The organism is Streptomyces sp. NPDC048606 (genome assembly GCF_040650855.1).
GTDB lineage: Bacteria > Actinomycetota > Actinomycetes > Streptomycetales > Streptomycetaceae > Streptomyces.
The window spans coordinates 196,555-219,699 of sequence record NZ_JBEZIB010000007.1 but is presented as its reverse complement, the minus strand read 5'-3'; the positions used below and the strand labels follow the sequence as shown (position 1 = coordinate 219,699).

The 23,145-nt window shown below is 74.2% G+C and carries 18 protein-coding genes; 12 read left to right on the top strand and 6 right to left on the bottom strand.

The annotated features are described in order from the left end of the window. Positions 1 to 50: 50 nt before the first annotated feature. The 7 genes from AB0D01_RS10445 (at position 51) to AB0D01_RS10415 (ending at position 6,581) form a co-directional block, all read left to right on the top strand. Positions 51 to 338, top strand: a complete 288-nt coding sequence (locus AB0D01_RS10445) for a helix-turn-helix transcriptional regulator (RefSeq protein WP_363054700.1) — start codon at positions 51 to 53, stop codon at positions 336 to 338. A 60-nt stretch (positions 339 to 398) separates the two neighbouring features. Next, complete coding sequence (locus AB0D01_RS10440; protein WP_363054699.1) at positions 399 to 536, top strand: hypothetical protein; 138 nt, start codon at positions 399 to 401, stop codon at positions 534 to 536. Between the two features lie 74 nt (positions 537 to 610). Beyond that, positions 611 to 1,621 carry a methyltransferase gene (locus AB0D01_RS10435; protein ID WP_363054698.1) on the top strand — a complete coding sequence of 337 codons (1,011 nt, stop codon included), beginning with the start codon at positions 611 to 613 and terminating at the stop codon, positions 1,619 to 1,621. Next, positions 1,614 to 2,198: a sugar O-acetyltransferase gene (locus AB0D01_RS10430; RefSeq protein WP_363054697.1), complete on the top strand. Its 585-nt coding sequence runs from the start codon at positions 1,614 to 1,616 to the stop codon at positions 2,196 to 2,198. The genes AB0D01_RS10435 and AB0D01_RS10430 overlap by 8 nt, the downstream gene beginning before the upstream one ends. A gap of 47 nt (positions 2,199 to 2,245) precedes the next feature. Beyond that, on the top strand, positions 2,246 to 3,952 hold the full coding sequence (locus tag AB0D01_RS10425; protein ID WP_363054696.1) for a glycoside hydrolase family 13 protein: 1,707 nt from the start codon (positions 2,246 to 2,248) through the stop codon (positions 3,950 to 3,952). Positions 3,953 to 3,964: 12 nt separating this feature from the next. Continuing rightward, positions 3,965 to 5,209, top strand: coding sequence for an ATP-grasp domain-containing protein (locus AB0D01_RS10420; RefSeq protein WP_363054695.1), 1,245 nt, complete (start codon positions 3,965 to 3,967; stop codon positions 5,207 to 5,209). Between the two features lie 271 nt (positions 5,210 to 5,480). After that, the gene (locus AB0D01_RS10415; protein ID WP_363054694.1) at positions 5,481 to 6,581 is read left to right on the top strand and encodes a SagB/ThcOx family dehydrogenase; all 1,101 of its coding nucleotides are present in this window, start codon (positions 5,481 to 5,483) and stop codon (positions 6,579 to 6,581) included. On the opposite strand, the gene AB0D01_RS10410 is transcribed toward AB0D01_RS10415, so the two are convergent. Together AB0D01_RS10410 and AB0D01_RS10405 are read right to left on the bottom strand one after the other, a co-directional pair. Beyond that, the gene (locus AB0D01_RS10410; RefSeq protein ID WP_363054693.1) at positions 6,575 to 7,951 is read right to left on the bottom strand and encodes a DUF2252 domain-containing protein; all 1,377 of its coding nucleotides are present in this window, start codon (positions 7,949 to 7,951) and stop codon (positions 6,575 to 6,577) included. The genes AB0D01_RS10415 and AB0D01_RS10410 overlap by 7 nt on opposite strands. 54 nt (positions 7,952 to 8,005) lie before the next feature. Then, positions 8,006 to 8,629, bottom strand: coding sequence for a nucleoside/nucleotide kinase family protein (locus AB0D01_RS10405; protein ID WP_363054692.1), 624 nt, complete (start codon positions 8,627 to 8,629; stop codon positions 8,006 to 8,008). A gap of 158 nt (positions 8,630 to 8,787) precedes the next feature. On the opposite strand from AB0D01_RS10405, the gene AB0D01_RS10400 reads away from it, so the two are divergent. Continuing rightward, entirely contained in the window at positions 8,788 to 11,055 is a 2,268-nt protein-coding gene (locus tag AB0D01_RS10400) for an FUSC family protein (RefSeq protein ID WP_363054691.1), read from the top strand. 72 nt (positions 11,056 to 11,127) lie between these two features. Then, a complete protein-coding gene (locus tag AB0D01_RS10395) occupies positions 11,128 to 11,619 on the top strand; it encodes a RidA family protein (RefSeq protein WP_363054690.1) in 492 nt (163 codons plus the stop codon). A gap of 64 nt (positions 11,620 to 11,683) precedes the next feature. On the opposite strand, the gene AB0D01_RS10390 is transcribed toward AB0D01_RS10395, so the two are convergent. The 4 genes from AB0D01_RS10390 to AB0D01_RS10375 form a co-directional block, all read right to left on the bottom strand. Next, the gene (locus tag AB0D01_RS10390; RefSeq protein WP_363054689.1) at positions 11,684 to 12,523 is read right to left on the bottom strand and encodes a PhzF family phenazine biosynthesis isomerase; all 840 of its coding nucleotides are present in this window, start codon (positions 12,521 to 12,523) and stop codon (positions 11,684 to 11,686) included. Between the two features lie 109 nt (positions 12,524 to 12,632). Continuing rightward, positions 12,633 to 13,463 (bottom strand): proline hydroxylase, encoded by an 831-nt coding sequence (locus AB0D01_RS10385; RefSeq protein WP_363054688.1) that lies wholly within the window; start codon positions 13,461 to 13,463, stop codon positions 12,633 to 12,635. Between the two features lie 176 nt (positions 13,464 to 13,639). Next, on the bottom strand, positions 13,640 to 13,831 hold the full coding sequence (locus AB0D01_RS10380; RefSeq protein WP_363054687.1) for a hypothetical protein: 192 nt from the start codon (positions 13,829 to 13,831) through the stop codon (positions 13,640 to 13,642). Positions 13,832 to 13,953: 122 nt separating this feature from the next. Continuing rightward, on the bottom strand, positions 13,954 to 16,992 hold the full coding sequence (locus tag AB0D01_RS10375; protein ID WP_363054686.1) for a tetratricopeptide repeat protein: 3,039 nt from the start codon (positions 16,990 to 16,992) through the stop codon (positions 13,954 to 13,956). A 387-nt stretch (positions 16,993 to 17,379) separates the two neighbouring features. Here AB0D01_RS10375 and AB0D01_RS10370 point away from each other — a divergent pair, with 387 nt between their 5' ends. The 3 genes from AB0D01_RS10370 to AB0D01_RS10360 all read left to right on the top strand — a co-directional run bounded on the left by AB0D01_RS10370 (position 17,380) and on the right by AB0D01_RS10360 (position 23,044). Then, entirely contained in the window at positions 17,380 to 19,224 is a 1,845-nt protein-coding gene (locus tag AB0D01_RS10370; protein WP_363054685.1) for a VanW family protein, read from the top strand. Between the two features lie 175 nt (positions 19,225 to 19,399). Next, on the top strand, positions 19,400 to 22,048 hold the full coding sequence (locus AB0D01_RS10365; RefSeq protein WP_363054684.1) for a SpoIIE family protein phosphatase: 2,649 nt from the start codon (positions 19,400 to 19,402) through the stop codon (positions 22,046 to 22,048). 162 nt (positions 22,049 to 22,210) lie between these two features. Next, positions 22,211 to 23,044: a serine/threonine protein kinase gene (locus AB0D01_RS10360; RefSeq protein WP_363054683.1), complete on the top strand. Its 834-nt coding sequence runs from the start codon at positions 22,211 to 22,213 to the stop codon at positions 23,042 to 23,044. Positions 23,045 to 23,145: the final 101 nt, after the last annotated feature.

The window sequence follows — 23,145 nt, the reverse complement described above, 5'->3', positions numbered from 1 at the left end:
ACCAGCACCGACCACGAGCATTCTTGCGCGAAAGGATGTGAGTCGACGCCATGATCGACAACCTTCAGGAATCCCTCTCCACGCTGTCACGACGCGAACGGGAGGTCCTCGTCCACCTCGCCGAAGGGCACACCTATTGCAAGATAGCCCGCCGCATGGGCCTGAGCGTCCACACCGTCGACACCTACCTCCGGCGCATTCGGGGAAAGACCGGCGCCACCACCCGCATGCACCTCGCATTTCTCGCCATGTGTGCCGCCCAGGGAAACTCCCCGGCACCGGCGACGGTCCCGAAATCCCGTGACTTGGCCGCCTGGTCGGACACCGGCACAGTATGAACAGGAAACGGCGAACGGAACCGAAAGAAATCCGCGAGCCGCATCCGATCGAAAATCGAGTTGTTCCCGATATTCGATCCACCAGAGATTCCCGAGCCGATCGGGATAACCGAGAAGAAGGAGAACACCATGAAGAAGATGGACCTCGCCGCCAAGGCCACCGAGACCCGCACCCTCCAGATCCACCGCCAGCGCTGATCCACCGGGAAACACCGGTCGGGGGCCGGAGTCCCGGCCCCCGACCGATTCCCCGCATCATGGAGGTACCAGGCATGACGTCCGCCCAACCGGTCCTCGATCTCATATGGGCCCACTGGAAGACGAAGACCATGCTGAGCGCCCTCGAACTCGGCGTCTTCCCCGCCCTGCGCACCGGCCCCCTCGCCGCCGACGCACTGGCCGAGGCGACCGGCGTGCACACGAGGGTCGCACCGGACTTCTTCGACGCCCTCGTGGCGCTCGGACTCCTGGAGCGCGAGGACGGCCGCTACGCCAACTCGCCCGCCTCCGCCGCGTACCTGGACCCCGCCCGGGAAGAGGCCTACCTCGGCGAGGGCGTCATGGCCCGCAACGCCGGCACCGCCGACGACCTCACCGCGGTCCTGCGCACCGGAACCGCCCTCGGCGGCGCCCGCACCGGTCGCGACTTCTACGCCTCGCTCCACCGCGACGCGACGGCCGTGCGCGCCTTCCAGCGCGACATGACCGCCCTCAGCCTGGACTCCGCGCAGGCCATCGCCGAGGCCTTCCCCTGGCGGGAGTACCGCTCGCTCGCCGACATCGGCACCGCCGAAGGCGCCCTGCCCACCCGGGTCCTGCTCCGCCACCCGCACCTCACCGCGACCGGGTTCGACCTGCCGCAGGCCCGCGACGGCTTCCGGGCCTACACCGAGGCCCACGGACTGACCGACCGCCAGACCTTCCGGGAGGGCAACTTCTTCGAGGACGACCTGCCCCGCGCCGACGTCCTCGTCCTCGGCCACGTCCTGCACAACTGGGGCCTCCCCGAGAAGAGGCTCCTGCTGCGCAAGGCCCACGACGCGCTGCCCCCCGGCGGCGCCGTGATCGTCTACGAGACCCTGATCGACGACGCCCGCCGCGACAACGCCGTCGGCCTGATCCTCAGCCTCATCATGCACATGGAGGTCCCCGAGGGCTTCGACTACACCGGAGCCGACTGCGCCGGCTGGCTGCGCGAGGCCGGATTCACCGACGTCCGCGTGGAGCACCTCGCGGGGCCGGAGTCGATGGTCGTCGGCGTCAAGGGCCACGCGCATGACTGAGGCAGCCGACCCGGCGGCGTTCGAGGAGGTCAGGGCCCGCATGGCGAGCGGGGAACCCTACCTGGCGAGCGACCCCGCCCTGCGCCCCTACCGCAAACGCTGCGAGGACCTGCTCGACCGGTTCAACGCCACCGCGCTGGGGGACCAGGGCGAACGCGACCGCATCCTGCGCGCCCTGCTGGGCGACGTCCGCCCGGGCGTGCGCGTCATGCCCCGGTTCCTGTGCGAGTTCGGCTTCTTCATCGAGATCGGCGAGCGGTCCCGCATCAACTTCGACGCGGTCCTGCTCGACTGCGCCCCGATCACCATCGGAGCCGACGTCCGCATGGGCCCGCGCTGCCAGCTCTACACCGCCAACCACCCGCACGCCCCCGACCTGCGGCGCGGCATGTGGGAGAGTGCCCGGCCGATCACCGTCGAGGACGGCGCCTGGCTCGGCGGAGGGGTGATCGTCCTGCCCGGCGTCACCATCGGGGCCGAGACCGTCGTCGGCGCGGGCAGCGTCGTCACCAAGGACCTCCCGCCCCACGTCGTCGCGGTGGGCAACCCCGCGCGCGTGGTGCGGGACCTCGCATAGGACCACCACGGCACAGCCCGGAAGACGGAAGGCGGGGAACCCCGACGATGCGTGCACACACGGTCCCGCGCGCGGACCCGGGGCCCCCGCGCGCCTGGTGGTGGAACGCCGTCGTCTACCAGGTCTACCCGCGCAGCTTCTCGGACGGCAACGGCGACGGCATCGGCGACATCGCCGGGCTCCGGGCCCGCCTGCCCCACCTCGCGGACCTCGGCGTCGACGCCCTGTGGATCACTCCCTGGTACGCCTCCCCGATGGCCGACGGCGGTTACGACGTCGCCGACTACCGCACCGTCGACCCCGTCTTCGGCACGCTCCACGAAGCGGAACGCCTCGTCGCCGAAGCACGGGTGTGGGGCATCCGCGTCATCGTCGACGTCGTCCCCAACCACGTCTCTCACGAGCACGCCCTCTTCCGGGCCGCGCTCGCCGCCCCCGAGGGCGCCCCCGCCCGCGCCCTGTTCCACTTTCGCGCGGGCCGCGGCGAGCGCGGCGAACTGCCCCCGAACAACTGGCGCTCGGAGTTCGGCGGCCCCGCCTGGACCCGGACCGTCGACGCCGACGGCCGGCCGGGGGAGTGGTACCTGCACCTGTTCAGCCCCGAACAGCCCGACCTCAACTGGGAACACCCCGCCGTGCGCGCCGAGTTCGAGGACGTCCTGCGGTTCTGGTTCGACCGCGGCGTCGCCGGCGTCCGCGTCGACTCGGCGAACCTGCTCGCCAAGGACCCCGCCCTGCCCGACCTGTACCGGGACGCCGGCGGACCGCACCCGTACGTGGACCGCCCCGAGGTCCACGACGTGTACCGGACCTGGCGCGGAATCGCGGGGGAGTACCCCGACGGGCGGATCCTCATCGGCGAGATCTGGAGTCGCGACGAGGAGGAGTTCGCCCGCTACCTGCGCCCCGACGAGCTGCACGGCGCCTTCAACTTCGCCTTCCTGCGCACCGGATGGGACCGCGAGCGGATGCAGGAGGTCGTCAACTCCTCCCTGGCCGCAGGCCGCAGGGCCGGCGCCCCGGCGAGCTGGGTGCTGTGCAACCACGACGTGACCCGCACCGTGACCCGCTACGGCCGGACCGACACCACCTTCGACTTCGAGACCTCGGTCGAGGGCGTCCCCACCGATCCGCGCCTGGGCACCCCGCGCGCCCGCGCCGCGGCCCTGCTCACCCTCGCCCTGCCCGGCTCGGTGTACGTCTACCAGGGCGAGGAACTGGGCCTGCCCGAGGTGGAGGACCTCCCCCGCGCCGCCCGCCGCGACCCCATGTACTTCCGATCCGAGGGACGCAACCCGGGCCGCGACGGCTGCCGGGTCCCCCTCCCGTGGTCCGGGCAGGCGCCCCCGTACGGGTTCTCCCCGCCCGGCGCGCGGACCTGGCTGCCGCAACCCGACGACTGGGCCCCGCACACGGTGGAGGCCCAGGGCGCCGACCCGGCGTCGATGCTCAACCTCTACCGGCGGGCCCTGCGCCTGCGCGCCGCGCTGCCCGGACTGCGCGGCGACGCCTTCGAGTGGATCACCCTCGGAGAGCGGGTCCTGGCCTTCCGCCGCGGCGAGGTGCTGTGCGTCGTGAACTTCTCCGCCGAACCGGTGGAACTGCCGCGGGCGTACGAGGTCCTGCTGGCCTCCACCGCCCCGACCGACCCCGCCCCGACCGGCCCCGCCGACCCCGCCCCGACCGATCGCCGGCTCGCGCCGCACGGAGCCGTCTGGCTGCGCACCATCCCGGTGGCGAGCACCCAACAGTGAGGGAACCCCCTGATGAAAGGCTACGTCGCACTCGTCGAAGCCAGCCCCGCCGACCTCTCCGGCGGCCTCGTCGCCGCGTTCCGGGCGGCCGGGTACGAGAGCGTCCACGTACGGATCGCGCCCGAACGCCCCGCGCTCTACCGGTCGGTGGACCTCACCGACTTCGCGGACGAGGTCGTCCACCACGGCGACCTCGACGACACGACCGCCCGCCTGGCCCACTACCGACCGGTCGCCGTCATCCCCGACAGCGAGTACGGGGTCGCCTTCGCGGACCTGCTCAGCGAACGCATGGGACTGCCGACCAACGGCTCGGCGGGCAGCACCGCGCGGCGCGACAAGTACGCCATGGCCGAGAAGATCAAGGCCGCGGGCGTGCGCGGCGCCCGCCAACTGCTCGTGGAGAACGCGGCCGACCTGGAACGCTGGCACCGGGAACTGGGCGCGCGGGTCGTGGTCAAACCGCTGAGCAGCGCCGGCAGCGACGGGGTGCACTACTGCGACACCCCCGAGGAGTCGGTCCGCGCGTACGAGTCCCTGGTGGGCACGCGCGACGTCTTCTCCGAACCCAACGACCTGGTCCTGGCCATGGAGTACCTCTCCGGCCCCGAGTACGCCGTCAACCTGGTGAGCCGGGACGGACGGCACCACGTGTGCGACCTCTGGAAGTCCACCCACATCAGCGCCAACGGCGTCCTCGACCTCTGCGACGGCATGGTCCTGCTGCCCTACGAGGGCGAGGAGGCCGACCGGATCGTGGACTACTGCACGCGCGTGCTCGACGCCCTCGACATCCGCACCGGCCCCTCCCACGTCCAGATCAGGGTGACCCCGACGGGCCCGTGCGTCATCGAGGTCGCCGCCCGCATGGGCGGCGGCAACCTCTCGCACTACGCCGGCGGGGCCATCGGGGAGTCCCAACTGACCTGGACGGTGGACGCGTACACGGACCCCGAGCGCTTCCTCGCGCGGTACCGGGAGCGCTACCGCGTGCGGCGGTTCTTCGCCGGGGCCCCCATGATCTCGCCCGTCACCGGCACCCTGCGCTCCTATCGGGGGATCGGCGACCTGAAGAAACTGGAGAGTTTCCAGGGGCTGCGGGAATTCGTCCACCCCGGCGAGCCGATCGAACCGACCGTCAACGACCTCACCTATCCGATGCTCGTCGAATTGAGCCACGACGTGCTGGAAAGCGTCCTGCGCGACCTCGCAGGCGTCCGATACATCGACGGCAGGGACTTCTACGAGGTCGATTGAACTCCGCTCGCCCCGGAAACGGTCCCGAAATCCCGTGACTTGGATCCGGTCCCGCCCGGCCGCACAGTGGATACATGAACGGCGGACGGAACGAACGGAATCCGAAAGCCGGAACCAACAAAAAACGAAGGAGAACACCATGAAGAAGATGGACCTCGCCGCCAAGACCACCGAGACCCGCACCCTCCAGATCCACCGCCAGCGCTGATCCGACGACACGACCGACCGGGGGGCCGGCCCGTCCGGCCCCCCTGGTCCTCAGGGAGAACCCATGCTGCTGCGGCGCGCGCACAACCTCGTCTGCTACTGGCGCGACGGGGCCTTCGTCATCCAGAACCACCTGAGCGGAACGGAGGTCTCGCTGGCCCCGATGGCCGTCGAGATCCTCGCGGCGTTCACGGACCCGACGACCGCCGACGAAGTGGCCAAGGCGTTCCCCGACCACGACCCGGAGTCCTGCCGGGCCGCCGTCGCCGAACTCCACGGCTTCGGCTTCCTCGTCGCCGACGACGAGGACGCGGCCGCACGGGACGCCCACCTCGCCGAGCACTGGCGGAGCTGGTCCCCCGAGGCGAGCGCACTGCACTTCTCCAGCAAGGACGCCGCCTACACCGACTCCCCGGAGGTCAACGCCGACTTCCGCGCCGGAACCCGCTCACCGCTCTTCAAGACCCTCCCGCACGCCGACCGGATCCTCCTTCCCCGGGCCCCCCTGGACGTGGACGCCGACTTCGTGCGCACCCTCTACCGCCGCAGGACCCACCGCCGCTTCCGCCGCGAACCCCTGCCCCTGCCGGTCCTGGCGGGCCTGCTCGCCATGGTCTTCGGCCCCAGCGAGTTCCTCGACGGCGACGACTTCGGCGCCCTCATGAAGCGCACCAGCGCCGCGGGCGGCTCACGCCACGAACTGGAGGCCTACGCCGCCGTCTTCGACGTCGAGGGCGTCACCCCCGGCCTCTACCACTACAACGTCCTGGAGCACTCCCTGGAGCTGCTGGACGAGGGCTTCACCCGCGAGCGGGCCGCGTACCTGTCCTTCGACCAGGAGGCCGTCGCGCAGGCCCCGGTCACGTTCTTCGTCACCGCCGTCGTCTCCCGCATGAGCAGCAAGTACCGGGCGCCGCGCGCCTACCGCGTGATGCTCATGAACGCCGGGCACCTCGGCCAGACCTTCGCCCTCACCGCCACCGCGCTCGGCCTCGGCCCCTTCCAGACCGCCGCGTTCCGCGACGGCGAGCTCGAAGCGGCCCTCGGCGTGGACGGCATCACCGAGACGGCGCTCTACGTCCTCGCGGCCGGAGTGCCCGACGAGCGGCCCGAGGAGCGGTACACGGCCGGCCTCGACGCCTTCCGGCGGGCGCGGCTTCACTGAACGCCCCGCGGGCCGGCCACAGAGGGGTGGGCGGCGCCCGTCGGGGTGTCGGTGTCGGTCAGCGCCGCCGTCAACGCAGCGTGGTCGGCGAGCGTCAGGTCCGCGTAGTCGAGGGCGAACGCCGCCACCGCCCGGTCGAAGCCGTCGCCCGACCCCAGGTAGCCGGCGATCGCGAACCGGTCGCCCGTGCGGGCGTGGGCGCGCGCCAGGGTCCGCCCGCACAACCGCGCGTACCCCTCCAGCATCAGCGGGTCCATGTCGGACACCTCCGCCGAACCCTTCATGTCGCGCAACTGGCGCCAGTAGAAGTGCCGGCCCAGCGGGCCCGTCGCCCAGCCGAGGAAGATGTCGCTCGCCGCCTGGAGCAGCCGCTGCCCCGCGACCACCCGGTGCCCGGCGTGCCGGCGCCGGGAGGCACCGGCCCAGGGCTCCAGCACCGACGGGCCGGCCTCCTTCACCTGGAGGAACAGCGGGTCACCGGCGTCCTTGCCGGTCAGCAGCACCACGAAGCAGCGGGTGCCGACACTGCCGACGCCCACCACCTTGCGCGCCGTGTCCTCCAGCCGGAACCGGTCGAGCAACAACCGCCGGTCCTCCGGCAGCGAGGCGCGGTAGTCGGCGAAGACCCGCTCCACCGTCTCCTCGTCGACGCTCTTCGCCGGCTCCAGCAGCGGCGGGTCGCTGCGGATCCGCAGCCGCCCGTCGACCTCCTCCGTCAGCTTCTGCAGGGCCTGGAGGCTGGTGCGCCGGCGGGCCCGCGCCAGCTCCGCGGCGACCCGCTCCCGATTGCGCCGCCGCACCAGCGGCAACACCTCGGCCGTGTCCACCCGCTCGTACCAGACGGCCAGCTCACCGAGCCCGGCCAACCGCCGCATGGTGCGCCGGTACGCCGCCGCCGCGACCTCCGCCGACCGCCGGGCGGCCCCGTCCCCGTGCCCGTTCTCCCGCGCGGCCACCGCCACGCTCGCCGCCAGCCGCTTGACGTCCCACTCGAAGGGACCGGGCAGCGTCTCGTCGAAGTCGTTGAGGTCGAACAGCAGCGCCCGCTCCGGCGAGGCGAACAACCCGAAGTTCAGCAGGTGCGCGTCCCCGCACAGCTGCACCCGCAGCCCCGTGTGCGGCAGCGCGCCCAGATCCGCCGCCATCACCGCGGCCGCGCCCCGCAGGAACGGGAAGGGCCCCGCCGCCATCCGCGCGTAGCGCAGCGGCACCAGGTCCGGCAGCCGGTCCACCGCCTGGGCGGCCAGCACGGCCACCGGGTCGGGTCGCTCCTCCAGCGGCGGCGTCAGCGCGTGGCCCGAGCGGGGCAACCGCTTGCGCCGGGCCCGGCCGCGCCGGGCCCGTTCCTCGGGCGAGCCGGGACGGGCCATGCCCCAGTCATACCACCGGCCCCGCGTCCGCGCCGTCCGAGGCGGTACCCCCCCTCAGTCGGCGGCGAGGTCGACGACGAGGTCGGCGCGGGCCCGACCCGGGGCGATCAGGGCCGCGTTCGCCTCGTCGGAGCGGGCGACCCACGCGGCGGCGTGCGCGGGCTCCTTGCCGTACCGGACGTGACGCTCGACGAGCCGCCCGACGCGCAGCCCGTCGTCCGGGGCGAGGAACCACACCTCGTCGAGCAGGGGCCGGACCTCCTGCCATCCGCCGTCCCCGTGCAGCAGGTAGTTCCCCTCCGTGATCACGAGCGGGACCTCCGCGTCCACCGCCACACTGCCCGCGACGGGCTCCTCCAGCCCCCGGTCGAAGGCGGGGGCGTACACCACGCCCGGTTCCGCGGCCCGCAGCCGCCGCAGCAACGCCACGTACCCGGCCACGTCGAAGGTGTCCGGCGCCCCCTTGCGCTCCGCCCGGCCCAGTCGCGCCAGCTCCCGCCCGGCCAGGTGGAACCCGTCCATCGGGACCACGACCGCCCGCCGGGGACCCAGGGCCGCGGCCAGCCGCCCGGCGAGCGTGGACTTCCCCGAGCCCGGCGCCCCGGCGATGCCGAGGATCCGCCGGCCCCCGGCCCCGGCCAGCGCCGCCGCACGACGTTCCAGATCCGCGCGCCCCATCCGTCCTCCTCCGACCGTGCGGCGCACCCCGCGCCCCGCGCCGATGCCGCGAGTCTAGAGCGGGCACGGCGCACGGGGTCCCGGGCCGCGCACGGGGCCCCGGGCCGCGCGGGCGTCGACGGGGTGCCGGTGCGGGGCCGGTGCCGGATCCTGGTGTCATGGCTGCCACCGGTACCGGCCGCCGGGCGGTCGGCCGCCCGGGGCGCCCCGGCCAGGCGAAGGGCGCACCGCGCCGACCGCGCCTGCCGGCCGCCTACGCGCACGCGGCCAGGATTTCCCTGCGCGTCACCCTGGCCGCGGGCGCCGGCTTCTACCTCTTCCTCTACGGCTTCGGGCAGACCGTCGCCGCCACCTACGCGCTGTTCGCGGCCGTCTCCCTCGCGGGCCTCTCACGCATCCCGGGCACCGGCCGACAGCGCGCCGAGGTCCTGGTCCGCCTGATCCCGGCGGTCTGGCTGCTCATCGCGGCGGGCACCTTCCTCGCCGTCCGCACCTGGAGCGCGGTGCTCGGGATGCTGGTCATCGGCTTCGCGCTGGCCTTCGTCGCCGTCGGCGGGCCCCGGCCGGCGGGCGCCGCGCCCGGCCTCCAGCTGATGTACATCCTGCCGTCGTTCCCGCCCTACGCCCCCGACACCCTGGGCGAACGCCTCGTCGGGGCGACCGTCGGGCTGGTCCTGCTGATCGCCGCCGAGGCCTGGCTGCTGCCCGATCCCCCCACCGTCCCCTACCGGGAACTCGCCGCCCGCGCGGCCCTCACCGCCGAACGCTGCGCGCGCGAGCTGACCAGGCCCCCGTACGGGCTCTCCCCGGCCACCCGGGAGGCGGCGGGCGCCGCCGCCGAGACGCTGCGGCCCTCGCGGGTCCCGGAGGCGGAGCGACCGGCGGGCCCCGGCGTCCGCTCCCGGGCCCTCGCCCACACCGGCCTGGCCACCCGCACCCTGATCAACCGGCTGCTGCGGCTGCCCGCCCTGCCACCCGGCGAGGATCCCGCCGACGACGGCCTGGACATCCTGCGCGCCGTCGGCCGCTCGACGTCGGACACCGCCGCCCGGCTGCGCGGCGCCGGCGCCGACCCCTCCCGGGACGCGGCGCGGGCCGGAGCCGACGCCGACGACGCCGCGACGGCCCGCACGCGCGCCCTGCTGGCCTGCGCCACCGCCCGCGACGTACCCCCGCAGGCGCTGCGCCGCCGCGCGGCCCTGATCGAACTGGCCGACGCCGCGCTGGCCCTGTCCAGCGCGTCACGGCTGGCCGTACGGGGCCGGGCCGCCGCCTCCGAGGTGGCGCCCCACCGCTTCTCGTACGCCTCCGAGCGGGCCCCGAGCCTGTGGTGGCGGCGGCTGATCGGGCACGCGGGCAGCCGCTCCGTCTTCTTCCAGAACGCGGTCCGCATCAGCCTCGCCCTGGCCGCCGCCCGGGCCGTGGCCGGCATGGCCACCCTGCCCCACGGGTTCTGGGCGCTGCTCGCGACCCTGACCCTGACCCGCACGACCGTGGTCGCGACCCGCACCACCGTCCGCCAGGCCGTCACCGGGACCCTGATCGGCGCCCTCATCACCGCCGGGGTCCTCGCCCTGGTCGGTACGGACACCACCGTGTACGCGGTCGTCATGGTCCCCCTGCTGCTCCTCACCTTCACCGTGGGCCCGGTGAAGGGCGTCGGCTGGGCGCAGGCCCTGTTCGCGATCGTGGTGGCCCTGGTCTTCGCCCAGCTGGCCCCCGCCACCTGGCGGCTGGCCGAGGTCCGGCTGCTGGACGTGCTGATCGGCAGCGCGATCGGCGCCGTCTTCGGACTCCTGGCCTGGCCGCGCGGGGCCCAGGACGAGGTGCGGCGCTCGTGCGCCGCGATGCTGCGCGCCGCCGCCGAGACGGTGGTGGCCACCACCGCCGCCGTCGCGTCCGGCACGGCCCGCACGACCGCGCGGGAGGGCCCGGTGGGGTACGGGACGCTGCACCACTGGTTGGTCCTGGCCGAGTCGGCGTTCGCCCAGCTCCAGAGCGAGCCCCCGGGGCAGGAGTCGCCGGCGCGCGACTGGCAGACGGTGCTGCTGACCGGGCACCACACCCTGTGGGGCGTGGAACGCGCGCTCGCGCCGCCCGTGACCTCGAAGCGCGGCCCCGACCCCCGTGCGGCCGTGGCCGTGACCCGGCTCGGGGACCGGGTGGCGGGGCGGATGCTGTTGCAGTCCGCGACCCTCGACCCCCTCGGCGGCGCCCCGCCGCCCGCCCTTCGCCCGGCGGGCGTCGAGGCCTGGGAGGCGACCCACCACGACGGACCGGACGACGCCACCGGAGGCTTCTACGCGGCCGACGCCTGGCTGCGTTCGCTCCTCCTCGACCTGGAACGCCTCGCGCAGGGCCCGCCGGAGGCGGCACGCGCCACGCCCGGGGCGGATACCACGAGCGCGCCCCGTCCGTCCCCGTAAGGCCGGATATCGCCGTACGGGGCGCGGCCCGGTGGGACGATGGCCCGGATGTCGAGGTCACCAGGGGGTGCCATGGGCGTTGACGTACGCGGGCGGCTGGCCCAACTCGGGCTGCGACTGCCGGAGGTGAGTCCGCCGAAGGGGGCCTACGTTCCCGCCGTGCGCAGCGGCGGCTTCGTGTTCGTGGCGGGCCAGATCCCGATGACCGACGGGGAGTTGACCCGCACCGGCCGGGTGGGCGCGGAGGTGGATCCGGAGCGGGCCAAGGAGCTGTGCCGGCAGTGCGCCCTGGCGGCGCTCGCGGCGGTGGACTCGGTGGCACCGCTGGAGTCGGTGGTGCGGGTGGTGAAGGTGGTCGGCTACGTCTCCTCCGCGCCCGGCTTCACCCGCCAGGCGGGCGTGGTCGACGGGGCCAGCGAACTGTTCGTGGACGTCTTCGGGGAGGCGGGCCGGCACGCGCGCAGCGCCGTCGGCGTCGGGATCCTGCCGCTCGACGCGCCCGTGGAGGTCGAGATCGTCGTCCAGGTCTCCGAGCTGCGGCCGACCGTCGAAGCCGCGCCCTGACGCGCCGCCCGACCGCTCCCCGGCGCCCGCCCAGCGGCGCCGGGGAGCTCCGGGCGATCGGTCTCTAGGCGATCGGGACGGCCGTGCCGGTGACCTCGATGCCGGCGGTCGGGTCCGCGGGCACGCCCACCGTGATCAGGCTGGGGCGGCCCATGTCCACGCCCTGGTGGATCCGCAGCACGGCGGGCGTCTCGACGAGCCCGAGCGCGCGCAGGTAGCCGCCGAACGCCGCGGCCGCGGCGCCGGTGGCCGGGTCCTCGACCACGCCGCCGGGCGGGAAGGGGTTGCGGGCGTGGAAGACGGTCGGCGTCTCGCGCAGGACCAGGGCGACCGTGGCCCAGTCCCGCCGTGCCATCAGGTCCCCGAGGGCGGACATGTCGTAGTCGAGGTCCGAGAGGCGCTCGCGGCTCGCCGCCGCGATCACCGGATGCCAGGCCCCGGCGTAGGCCACCCGGGGCGGCAGGGCCGGGTCGAGGTCGGCGGGGGACCAGCGCAGGGCGGCCAGGAGCTCGGCCAGATCCTCTTCGGAGAGGGCCCGCGTACGGGGCTCCACGCTGACCAGGGTGGCGACGACCGTTCCGTCCGGGCCGGCCGAGGTGGTCACGGGGACCGGCCCGGCCTTGGTGTGCAACAGCAGCTCGCCCACGCCGTGGCGCCGGGCGTGGGCGACGGCGGTGGCGATGGTGGCGTGGCCGCAGAAGGGCACCTCGGTCTGGGGACTGAAGTACCGGATGTCGAGCGCGCCGTCCCGGCGCGGTACGACGAAGGCCGTTTCCGAGTAGCCGACTTCGGCCGCGGTGGCGGCCATCGTCGCCTCGTCGAGGCCGGTGGCGTCCAGCACCACCCCGGCCGGGTTCCCGCCCAGCGGATCGGTACTGAAGGCCACGTAACGCAAGAGGTCCATCGGCCGAACCTATCGGCTCCGCCGCCGAGGCGTCAAAAGCCCCACCAGGCAAGGTAGTTGACGCCGTCGGCGACGGAAACCCGCTGCTCCGGGCCGCCCGGGCCGCGGCTCAGGCCCAGGTGAGGAGCTGCCCGGACGTGCCGAGCCCCACGGCGAACCCCAGTGCGATCCGGCGGTCCCCGCGGCTGGGGCGGACCGCGTGGAAGTAGCGCGGATCGATCAGCAGGGCCTCGCCCACCCTCGGGGACAGCTCGAAGGACTCGGCGCCCCGGACGACCGCCTCGTCGTACCCGTAGGAGGCGGGCAGCCGGTACGCCTCGTCCTCGGGCTGCCAGCGGTGCCGCCACAGGACGGTCTCCCCGCCCGAGGGGGGCACGCTGAGGTACAGGTTGAAGGCGAACTGGCCGACCAGGGGGACGTCCAGCAGGTCCCCCGTGTACTCGCGCAGCGCGTCGTCGAAGTGGACCTGGAAGCCCTGGTTGGGTTCGCGGGCCACGCCGGCGCCCAGCTCCCGTCCGCCCCGGCGGCCGATCGCGGCCCCGGCGGGCCAGTGGGCGGCGAGCGCCTCGCGGGCGAAGCGGAAGGGGTCGAAGGACAGGCCGAGCCCCCGCCAGGCCTCGTGGTGCCCTTCGAGCGCCTTCCAGTAGCTGTCGGCCACCCCGCCGTCGGCCATGTGGTCGCTGACCCCCACCCCGAACCGCATCACCGGCGGATCGACGCGGGCCTGCCCGTACGAGTCGAACTCCCGCCCCCGCAGGGCGTCGAGCACCTCGCGACACCGCTCGGGGGAGAGGAAATCGGGTACCCGTACGGCCGCGCACCGGCCGGCGGCGAGGTCGGCGAGCACCTCGTGGGTGAAGGCCGGCGCGGTCACGGCGCGGAAGAACGGGTCGTGCCGCGGGCCCGGTAAAGCGCCCTGTGCGGATTGCTCTGGCGTCATGCGATCGCCCCCCGGTCATCGAGAACAGAGAACAGAGCGGAACGGAACAGAACGGAGCGGAGCGGAACCGATGGGTGCAGGTACGGGACCGAACGGCGCGGCGCGGAACCGGTGGGGCGCGAGGTGTCGGCGGTGCGGTGGATGCGGGTGGGTGCGGTGCGCCGGGCGGCGGGCGTCTAGGCGGCGGGTGTCGCCCCGGTGGCGCGGAACGCCGTCTTCGCGTCCAGTTCGAGCGCCTGCCGGCCGGCCTCCAGCGCCTCCATCGCGATGCGTCTGCCGACCTCCGCCTGCGCCTCCTCCAGCGCGCTGCCCGGAGCCCCCCATCGCAGGTTCTGGTCGTCGTTCGTATCGGTGGGGACAGCAGACATCGGCGGACCTCCGCGCGTGTTCGGTGTGGGACGCGTCACACAGGGTGATGCACCGTCAGGGTACGCGCAAGTCCGCCACGGCCGGTGGGGTTCCGCCCAACTGCCGCCGAACACGGTGCATTTCAGGGCATCTCACGCAGCGTCTTCGCCAGCAGCGCCCTGGCCTGCACCGACAGCGGGTGTTCGGAGGCGACGACCCGGTCGAGGTCGCCGACCAGGGCCCGCAGTTCGTTCACCGCTTCGGGCGTACGCCCCCGGATCCCGAGGAGCACGAGCACGAAGGTGAAGCGGAAGCGCATCACGAGGTTGGAGTCCGGGGGCTGGGAGGCGTCCCGCAGGGCGTTGCGGATGACCCGTTCCGCCTCCTGCGCCCGGTTCTGGCGGAGCAGGGCGTGCGTGAGCGTCTCGCGCACCCGCAGGATCTCGGGCGTGGAGGGAGGCCAGTGGTTGCCGCGACTGATGTCCAGGATCTGCCGGGCCTCCTCCATGGCCTCGTCGTGGCGGCCGAGCGCGAGCATCGTGCGGGCCAGGGTGTGGCGCACCACGAGGGTGTCGTAGTGCTCGGGGCCGCGCACCTTGTTCTCGGCCTCGACGATCGAGCGCAGCATCGCCTCCGCCTCGGCCTCCCGGCCGGCCTGTTCGTTGATGGCGCGGGCGAGCTTGTGCCGGCTGGCGAGGGTGTCGGCGTTGATCTCCCCGAAGAGGGCGGTGCGGGCCGCCACCACCCGTTGCAGCACCTCCTCGGCGCGGGCCAGCTGCTCCCGGTCGAGGTGGACGCGGCCCTGTTCGTGCCGCAGGCCGAGGATCTCGCGGTCGTCGACGTCGAAGCCGAAGGAGGCGCAGCGCTGGACGAGGGGCACGACGAGGTCGTACGCGGGCCCGAGCAGGCCGGTGGCGATCAGGTAGCGGGCGGTGAGCCGGGCCAGTTCCAGGGCCTCGGTGCGCACGGTGCGGTCCGCCGGCCTCGGGTCGCCGAGCAGGCAGGCCCGGGAGACCTCCATGGCGTGCGGGGCGAGGGCGGCCCACAGCGGCCAGTTGGCGGGGTGGTCGGGGTTGTGCAGGTGGACGGTGGACAACACCATCCGCACGGCGAGCCCGTAGTAGTCGGACGGCCGTTCGCGCACCTGCCGGTCCTCGCGCAGCACGCCGTGGACCACCGGGTGCAGGGTCAGTACGTGGGCCAGGTCGCGTTCCGCGAAGCCCTCGCGCTCGTAGGCGTCGATCAACCCGAACTCCTCCAGGCCCGCGAGCGCCGCGCCGGTGCGGGTGGGGGTGGTGCCGGGGAACAGCGGGGACCGCGAGAGGGCGGGGCCGCCGAGGAGCCGGCGGTAGGGGATGGGGGCGATGCTCAGGCAGGCCAGGACCTTCAGCAGGGGTGCGGCCTGGGTCAGGTCGCGCTTGCTCAGCAGGTCCAGGGCTATGCCGCAGACCTGCTCCACGATCTCGCGCCCCAGCAGCTCGCTGAGGTCGGGTCCGCCCTGGCCGCCCGCGGCGGGCGGCTGCGACCCGCCCTCGGAGTCGGCGGTGTCCGGGGCCACGGTGGTGTCGACCCGGGCGGCGACGGTCCGGCGGAAGGTCTCGAAGTCCCGGATGGCGATGCCGCCCTCCAGGGAGATCTGGCTCTCGCTGACCGCCTTGATCACGTCGGCGGCGTGCCGCAGGGCGAGCGGCAGGCCGCCCAGCTCCCTGGAGAGCCTGCGCGCCTCCTCGTTCGTGCCGCCGAGGCCGCCGGTGCGCTCCAGCAGCATGGCGGCGCCGTCGTCCTCGTGCAGGGGCAGTACCTGGTGGACCCCGCACCAGTCGCCCCAGGCCTGCGGGCGGCGGACCCGGCTGGTGACCAGGACCGTGCCGCCGGGGTTCCGCGGCCGGCGCAGCCAACCCGTGCCGTCGCCGACCAGGCCGTCGCGGGGGCCCAGGCGCGCGGGGTCGTCGGCGTTGTCGAAGATCAGCAGCCAGGGGTCGGGGCAGGCGTTCAGCAGCTCCCAGACCAGGTCCATGGCGGTGCCCAGCATCCAGGCCCGTTCGACCACCATCGAGGGGGCGCCGAGGTCGCGGGCCATCATCCGCATGCGCAGGCTCAGTTCGGGCATCGACACCCACCAGACGCGGTGCCCGGCGCGCTGGGCGCGGTCGGCGACCTCCAGGGCCAGCCGGCTCTTGCCCGAGCCGCCCAGACCGGCGAGCACGTGCACCTGCTGTCCCGCCGGGGCGGCCCGCCCGGACAGCAGGGAGGCGACGAGGTCCTGCCGGTCCTGTCCCTTGAACTCCTCCATGCGCGCGTAGGGCGGGGCGGGGAAGGGCAGGTCGGACTCCGCGGCGGCCGGGGGCAGCAGGGGGCGGCCGTCGGACCCGGCGCCGCCGCGGGCGGGCAGGGCGGCGGCTTCGAGCGGGACCAGGGTCGCGGGGGAGTCCCCGGCGGGCGGGGCCTTCGCCGGCGGGGTGTCCGCCGCCTCGGCCACCTCCAGCAGGGCGCCGCGCACGGCCATGTAGGACGGGGCGGACCGGTCCTCGGGCTGCACGATGGAGAAGTGGTCGGCGGTGACCACCCCGCCCTTGGGGAACACGCCGCGGGCCACGACCGGCGGCACGATGTCGTCGGCGGAGCCCCCGTAGGCGCGGACCGGGATGGGGCACTCCTGGTCGGTGTGGGCGCGGCCGTGCACCACCGCGCCGAGCACCGTGCGCTGGGCCTCCGTCACGGACCGGTCGAAGGGCCGCAGTTGCTGTTCCTGGGGGTTGCGCCAAAGGACGAGGGCCTTGCGGACGGTGAGGAAGAACCCGGACCCGGTGTTGGGGCAGGCGAACATGGTGAAGTGCTTGATCCGGGCGAGTTCGGCGCCCTCCCCGTTCCACAGCTTGCGCGCCAGGAAGCGCTGCACGATCAGCCCGCCCTGGCTGTGGGTCACCAGCACGATCCGCTCGGCGTCGGCGAGGCGGGTCTCCAGGAAGGTGCCGAGTTGGTCGGCGATGTCGTCGGTCTCGGCCACCCGGCGGTCCGGACGCAGCCGCACCAGCGGGGAGTCGTAGGCGAAGGGGTGGACGCTGACCCAGTCGGCCAGTTCCGGGTCGGTGGCGATCAGCGACTCGAAGGCCTTCCACACCTTCGCGGACGAGAACAGGCCGTGCACCAGCACGAGGTGGACGCGCGTCCGTACCGCCATCGCGAACCTCCGCAGCCAGAAAGGGTGTTGAAGCAGATGGATTTCGGTCGCAGGTGAAGAAGCAGCCGGCTCAATGATGCACGAGGCACGCCGGCGGGAGCCAGAACGGGACGACCCGGGATGCCGCCGGGGTGCGCGCCCCGGCCCGTGGCGGGCGCGCGCCGCGCGCCGGGCACCCGCGTCGCGGGTCGGCGCCACGCGCCCGCCACGGATCGGCGGCACCCCCCGCCACGAGGCGGCGTACGCCGTACGCATCAGTGTGGCAATCCTTACATTCCTCACCAAATAGGACGAAATTCCGAAATCATCGGTGGTTGGAAACGTCGTCTACGGCCGCCCACCGCGGCCCGCGCCGCACCGTCCACCGGTCGGCGTCACAGGAGAGACATGGCACGCGCGGGCAAGCGGACGGTCAACTGGCGCATCGCCCTCCCGGTGGCGGGCGGCGCCGCCGTACTCGGCCTCGGCGGCCTCTACGTCACCGGCCTCGTCACCGGCGGTGACGTCGACTTCGGCACCCGGGTCCAGGGCGTCGACATCGGCGGCATGAGCCGGGCGGAGGCCCGACGGACCCTGGACCGCGAGCTCGGACCGATCGCCACGGCGCCGATGACCCTGGAGATCGGCGACCGCGTCGAGCGGGCGGCCCCCGCGAGCCTCGGACTCTCCCTCGACACCGGGGCCACCGTCGACCGCGCCGCGCGTACCGGATACGCGCCGACCACCGTCATCGGCAGGCTCTTCACCTCCGCCGAACGCGACGTCGAACCCGTGGTCCGGATGGACGAGCGCACCGCACGGGCCGCCGTCGACCGCCTCGCCGACGGCGCCGCGCGCACCGCCCGCGACGGCGCGGTCACCTTCGAGAAGGGCGCGGCCAAGGCCGTCACCCCCCAGGCCGGCATCACCCTCCTCAAGGACCCCGCGCTCGACACCCTCCGTGACGGCTACCTGCGCCCGGGTGACGGCCCCCTCGCCCTGCCCGTCGACCGCATCGAGCCCCGCGTCGGCGCTGCCGAGACCGACCGCGCCATGAGCGCCTTCGCGCGCCCCGCGATGTCCGGACCCGTCACGGTCAGCGTCGCCGGCACCCGCATACCCATCAGCGCCGCCGTCCTGGGCACCCACCTGAAGATGAACACCGACGACCGGGGACGCCTCGTACCGGCCCTGGACTCCAAGGGCCTGCTCGCCGACCCCGCCGTGGCCCGCCCCGTCGCGCGGGCCGCGAGCGACCCGCGCGACGCCGACCTCGGCGTCGGCCCCGACGGCCGGGTCGTCGTCGAGGAGGACAGCAGCCCCGGCGTACGCGTCACCGAGCAGGCCCTCGGCCGCGCCGTGATGCCCCTGCTCACCCGGACGGGAACGACCGCCCGCAGCGCCGAGGTGGCCACCGAGACGGTCCGGCCCGATCTGGGCAACGCCGACGCCCAGCGCCTGGGGATCAAGGAGAAGGTCTCCTCCTTCACCGTCGAGTTCCCGGCCGCCCCGTACCGCACCACCAACATCGGCCGGGCCGTGGAGCTCATCAACGGCTCCGTGGTCAAGCCCGGCGAGGAGTGGAGCTTCAACCGGACCGTCGGCGAGCGCACCCCGGAGAACGGCTTCGTCGACGGCATCATGATCAATGACGGCCGGTACGTGAAGTCCCCCGGCGGCGGCGTCTCCGCCGTGGCCACCACCATGTACAACGCCGCGTTCTTCGCCGGCCTGGGGATCGTCGAGCACGGCGCCCACTCCTTCTACATCGAGCGCTACCCCGAGGGCCGCGAGGCCACCGTCGCCTGGGGCACCCTCGACCTGCGCTGGCTCAACGACTCCGGCCACGCGATCTACGTCCAGGCCACTTCCACCGACACCTCGCTGACCATCACCCTCCTCGGCACCAAGAAGTACGACGAGATCCGCGCCACCCAGGGCCCCCGCACCCACGTCACCCCGCCCGCCCGGCGCACCGACCCCGCCCCGACCTGCGAGGCGCAGACCCCGCTGGAAGGCTTCGACGTCACCGTGGGCCGCGTCTTCGTCCAGGGCGGCCGCGAGGTCAAGCGCGAGGACTCCACCACCCACTACACCCCGCGCGACGAGGTCACCTGCACCCCGCCGACCGCCTCCCCGACGGCCCCCGCCTCGCCCGCGCCCCAGGCGCCGGCGGCCGGGACCCCGACGGCCACGCCGCCGGCCGACGGCGCCCCGGACCTCGTCACCGCCGCCGCGCCGCGCACGGTCTAGCCCCGTACGGCGGGGCACCGGCGCGACGCGCGGTGCGCCCGCCGGGGGCCGTGGGCCCCCGGAAGTGCTACAACTGGTTCGTGACCCTTCCTCGCCACCCGTGCCGGGCACGCCGGTGCGGTCACCCCTAGGCAACAGATCCAGGAGCGTCGCCGGACAGGTCTTCGTCCTCCAGGTGGCGATCGTGGTGTTGCTCGCCGCCGGCGCACTGCTGGCCCTCCTGTTGCAGTCGCGGCACGACATCGACCGCGAGGCGCGCAACCGCTCGGTGTCGGTCGCCCAGACCTTCGCCCACTCCCTGGGACTCCAGCCGGCCCTGAAGACCGCCGACCCGTCCGCCGTCCTCCAGCCCCTCGCCGAGGCGACGCGCAAGGACGCGGGCGTGGACTTCATCGTCGTGATGGACACCAACGGCATCCGCTACACCCACCCGCAGCCCGACCGCATCGGGAAACGGTTCGTCGGCACCATCGAACCCTCCCTCGCCGGACAGGTCCACACCGAGAGCGTCCAGGGCCCCCTGGGCAAGGAGATCCAGGCCGTCGTCCCCGTCACCGCCCCCGACGGCAAGGTCGTGGGCCTGGTGTCGGCGGGCCTGACCGTGAAGAACGTGAGCGGCGTCGTCGACCGCCAGCTCCCCGTCATCCTCCTCGCCATCGCGATCGGCCTGGCCCTCGCCACCGCCGGCACGGCCCTGATCAGCCGCCGCCTGCTGCGCCAGACCCACGGCCTCGGCACCACCGAGATGACCCGCATGTACGAACACCACGACGCGGTGCTCCACGCCGTCCGCGAAGGGGTGCTCATCACCGACGGCGACGGACGGCTGCTCCTCGCCAACGACGAGGCCAAGCGCCTCCTCGGCCTCCCCGAGGACGCCGAGGGACGCCACATCGGGGACGTCCCGTGCCTCGACCAGCGGATGGCGGAACTGCTGCTGTCCGGCCGGGAGACCACCGACGAGGTACTGGAGACCGGCGACCGGCTCCTCGTCGTCAACCAGCGCCCCACCCACCCCCGCGGCCGGCCCGAGGGCTGCGCCGTCACCATCCGCGACTCCACCGAGATGCGGATCCTGACCAGCCGGGCGGAGACCGCCCGCCGCAGGCTCAAGCTGCTCTACGACGCCGGCGGCGACGTCGGCACCACCCTCGACGTGGTCCGCACGGCCGAGGAACTCGCCGTGGTCGCCGTCCCCCGCTTCGCCGACTACGTCACCGTCGACCTGGCCGAGGGGGTCCTGGAGGGCGACGAGCCGGGGCCCGACGCCGACATGCGGCGCACCGCCGTCAGCGGCATCCGCCGCGACCACCCCCTCTACCCGCGCGGCCGGACCATCGACTTCCTGCCCTCCACCCCCCAGGCGCGCGGCTACGCCGGCGGACGGGCCGAACTGGTGCCCGACCTCGCCGTGGCCACCGGCTGGCACGCCCAGGACCCGCCCCGCGCCCGGGCCATCGTCGACTACGGCATCCACTCGCTGATCGCGGCGCCCCTCAAGGCCCGCGGCGTGGTCCTCGGCGTGGTGAACTTCTGGCGCTCGCAGAAGCCGGAGCCCTTCGACGAGGACGACCTCTCCCTCGCCGAGGAACTCGTCGCCCGCGCCGCCGTCAGCATGGACAACGCGCGCCGCTACACCCGCGAGCACGCCCTCGCCGAGACCCTCCAGCGCAGCCTGCTCCCGCGCGCCCTGCCCGAGCAGAGCGCCGTCGACGTCGCCCACTTCTACCTGCCCGCCCAGTCCGGCGTCGGCGGCGACTGGTTCGACGTGATCCCGCTGCCCGGCAGCCGCGTCGCCCTCGTCGTCGGCGACGTCGTCGGCCACGGCCTGCACGCCGCCGCCACCATGGGCCGGCTGCGCACCGCCGTCCACAACTTCTCCTCGCTCGACCTGCCGCCCGACGAGATCCTGGCCCGCCTCGACGCCCTCGTCCAGCGCATCGACCACGACCGCGAGGGCAACGCCGAGGACACCGACGGCAGCGGGGTCCTCGGCGCCACCTGCCTCTACGCCGTCTACGACCCGGTCTCCCAGCACTGCACCATGGCCCGCGCCGGGCACCTCCCGCCCCTGACGGTGGCCCCCGACGGCACCACCGAGATCGTGGAACTGCCGACCGGCCCCCCGCTGGGCCTGGGCGGCATGCCCTTCGAGACCGCCGAGATCTACCTCGCCGAGGGCAGCCAGCTCGTCCTGTACACCGACGGCCTGGTCGAGGAACGCGCGCGGGACATCGGCGAGGGCCTCGAAATGCTCCGCGTGGCCCTCAGCCACCCCGGCCGCAACCCCGAGGAGAGCTGCGCCGCCGTCCTGGAAAAGCTCCTCCCCGAGCGGCCCGGCGACGACGTCGCCCTGCTCATCGCCCGCACCCGCACCCTCGGCCCCGACCGGGTCGCCCAGTGGGAGGTCCCCTTCCAGCCGGACGCCGTCGCCGCCATCCGCAACTCGGCCGCCCGCCGGCTCGACGCCTGGGGGCTGTCCGAGCTCGGCTTCGCCACCGAACTGATCCTCAGCGAGCTCATCACCAACGCCCTGCGCCACGGCAGCGCGCCGGTACGCGTCAGACTTCTCTACGACCACCACCTGACCTGCGAGGTCTGGGACGGCAGCAGCATCGCCCCGCACCTGCGCTACGCCGCCACCACCGACGAGGGCGGCCGGGGGCTGTTCCTCGTGGCACAGCTCAGCGAGCACTGGGGCACCCGCTACACCCCGTACGGCAAGGTCATCTGGGCGGAACAGGGCCTGCCGGGCACCGGCGGCCCCACCCGCGAGGCCCCGGAACCGGACCTCTCCGCCTTCCTCGACGTCGACCCCATCTGAGGCGCCACGGGCCATCCCGGCCCCTCGCGGGGCACCCGGCGGACCGGCGGGGATTCGGCCAAAGCCGGGCCGGGCGCCCGCCCCGCGCTGTGTAACGTTCGGCGTGCGCGAGGGACGGGGCGCCGCCGCACGGCCGGCGCCGCGCGGGGGCGAGGAGGGGCGATGAGCGGGGTGGTGGTGTACCTGCCGGGGGGCAGCGGCGCCCACGGCGGCGAGCCGGGTGACACGCCGGCCGGCGGGGCCGTCACCCTGCGGCTCGGCCCCGGGCAGGTGGCCCGCTTCGGACGCGGCTCCGCGACCGTTCCCGTCGAACTGCGGCTCGACGACGCGGCCATCTCGCGGCTGGCGGGGGAGATCCGCGTCACCGAGGACCACTGGCAGCTCAGCAACCACAGCGACACCCACAGCTACCTGGTGGAGAACCCGGAGGGCGCCGGGGAGTACCTGCGCGTGCCGCCCCGCCGGGCCGGGGCGCCCATCCCCTTCGAGTTCTCCCGGGTCGTCCTGCCCACCCGCGGCGCCGCACCCGTCTCCTTCCAGGTGTTCGCGCCCGACCACGTCTACCTCGAAGCGGGCGGCCGCTCCGGCGCGGGCGCCGCCGGCCCCTGGGGCCGCACCACCGTGACGGCGTACTCCCTGGACGAGACGGCCCGCTACTTCCTGGTGCTCGTCGCCCTGTGCGAACCGCGCCTGCGCGACGAGTCGCCGCTCGCCGTGCCCACCACCCCCGAGATCGTCGCCCGCCTGCGCAACCACCCGGCCTGCGCCGCGCTGACGGCCCGCGCGGTCAGCTCGCAGATCGACTACCTCGCCGACGAGAAGATGCGCATCGGCGCCCCGGCCGCCCCGGGAGCCCGCCGAGAGGCCCGCCGCAACGGCAAGCGCGAGGCGCTCGTCGGCCTCGCCCTGCGGTTCGGCCTCGTACGCGAGGAACACCTCGCCCTGCTGCCGTCCCGCGCCGGGGCGGGCGGGGCGCCGCGCGCCGCGGCGCGCTGAGCCGTGGACCGGGGGAGCGCGCCGGCCCGCACGGGCACGCCGGGACCGCAGGACGGACCGGCGTCCCCGGGCACCCCGCCCACCCCCGGGGCCCGGGGCAC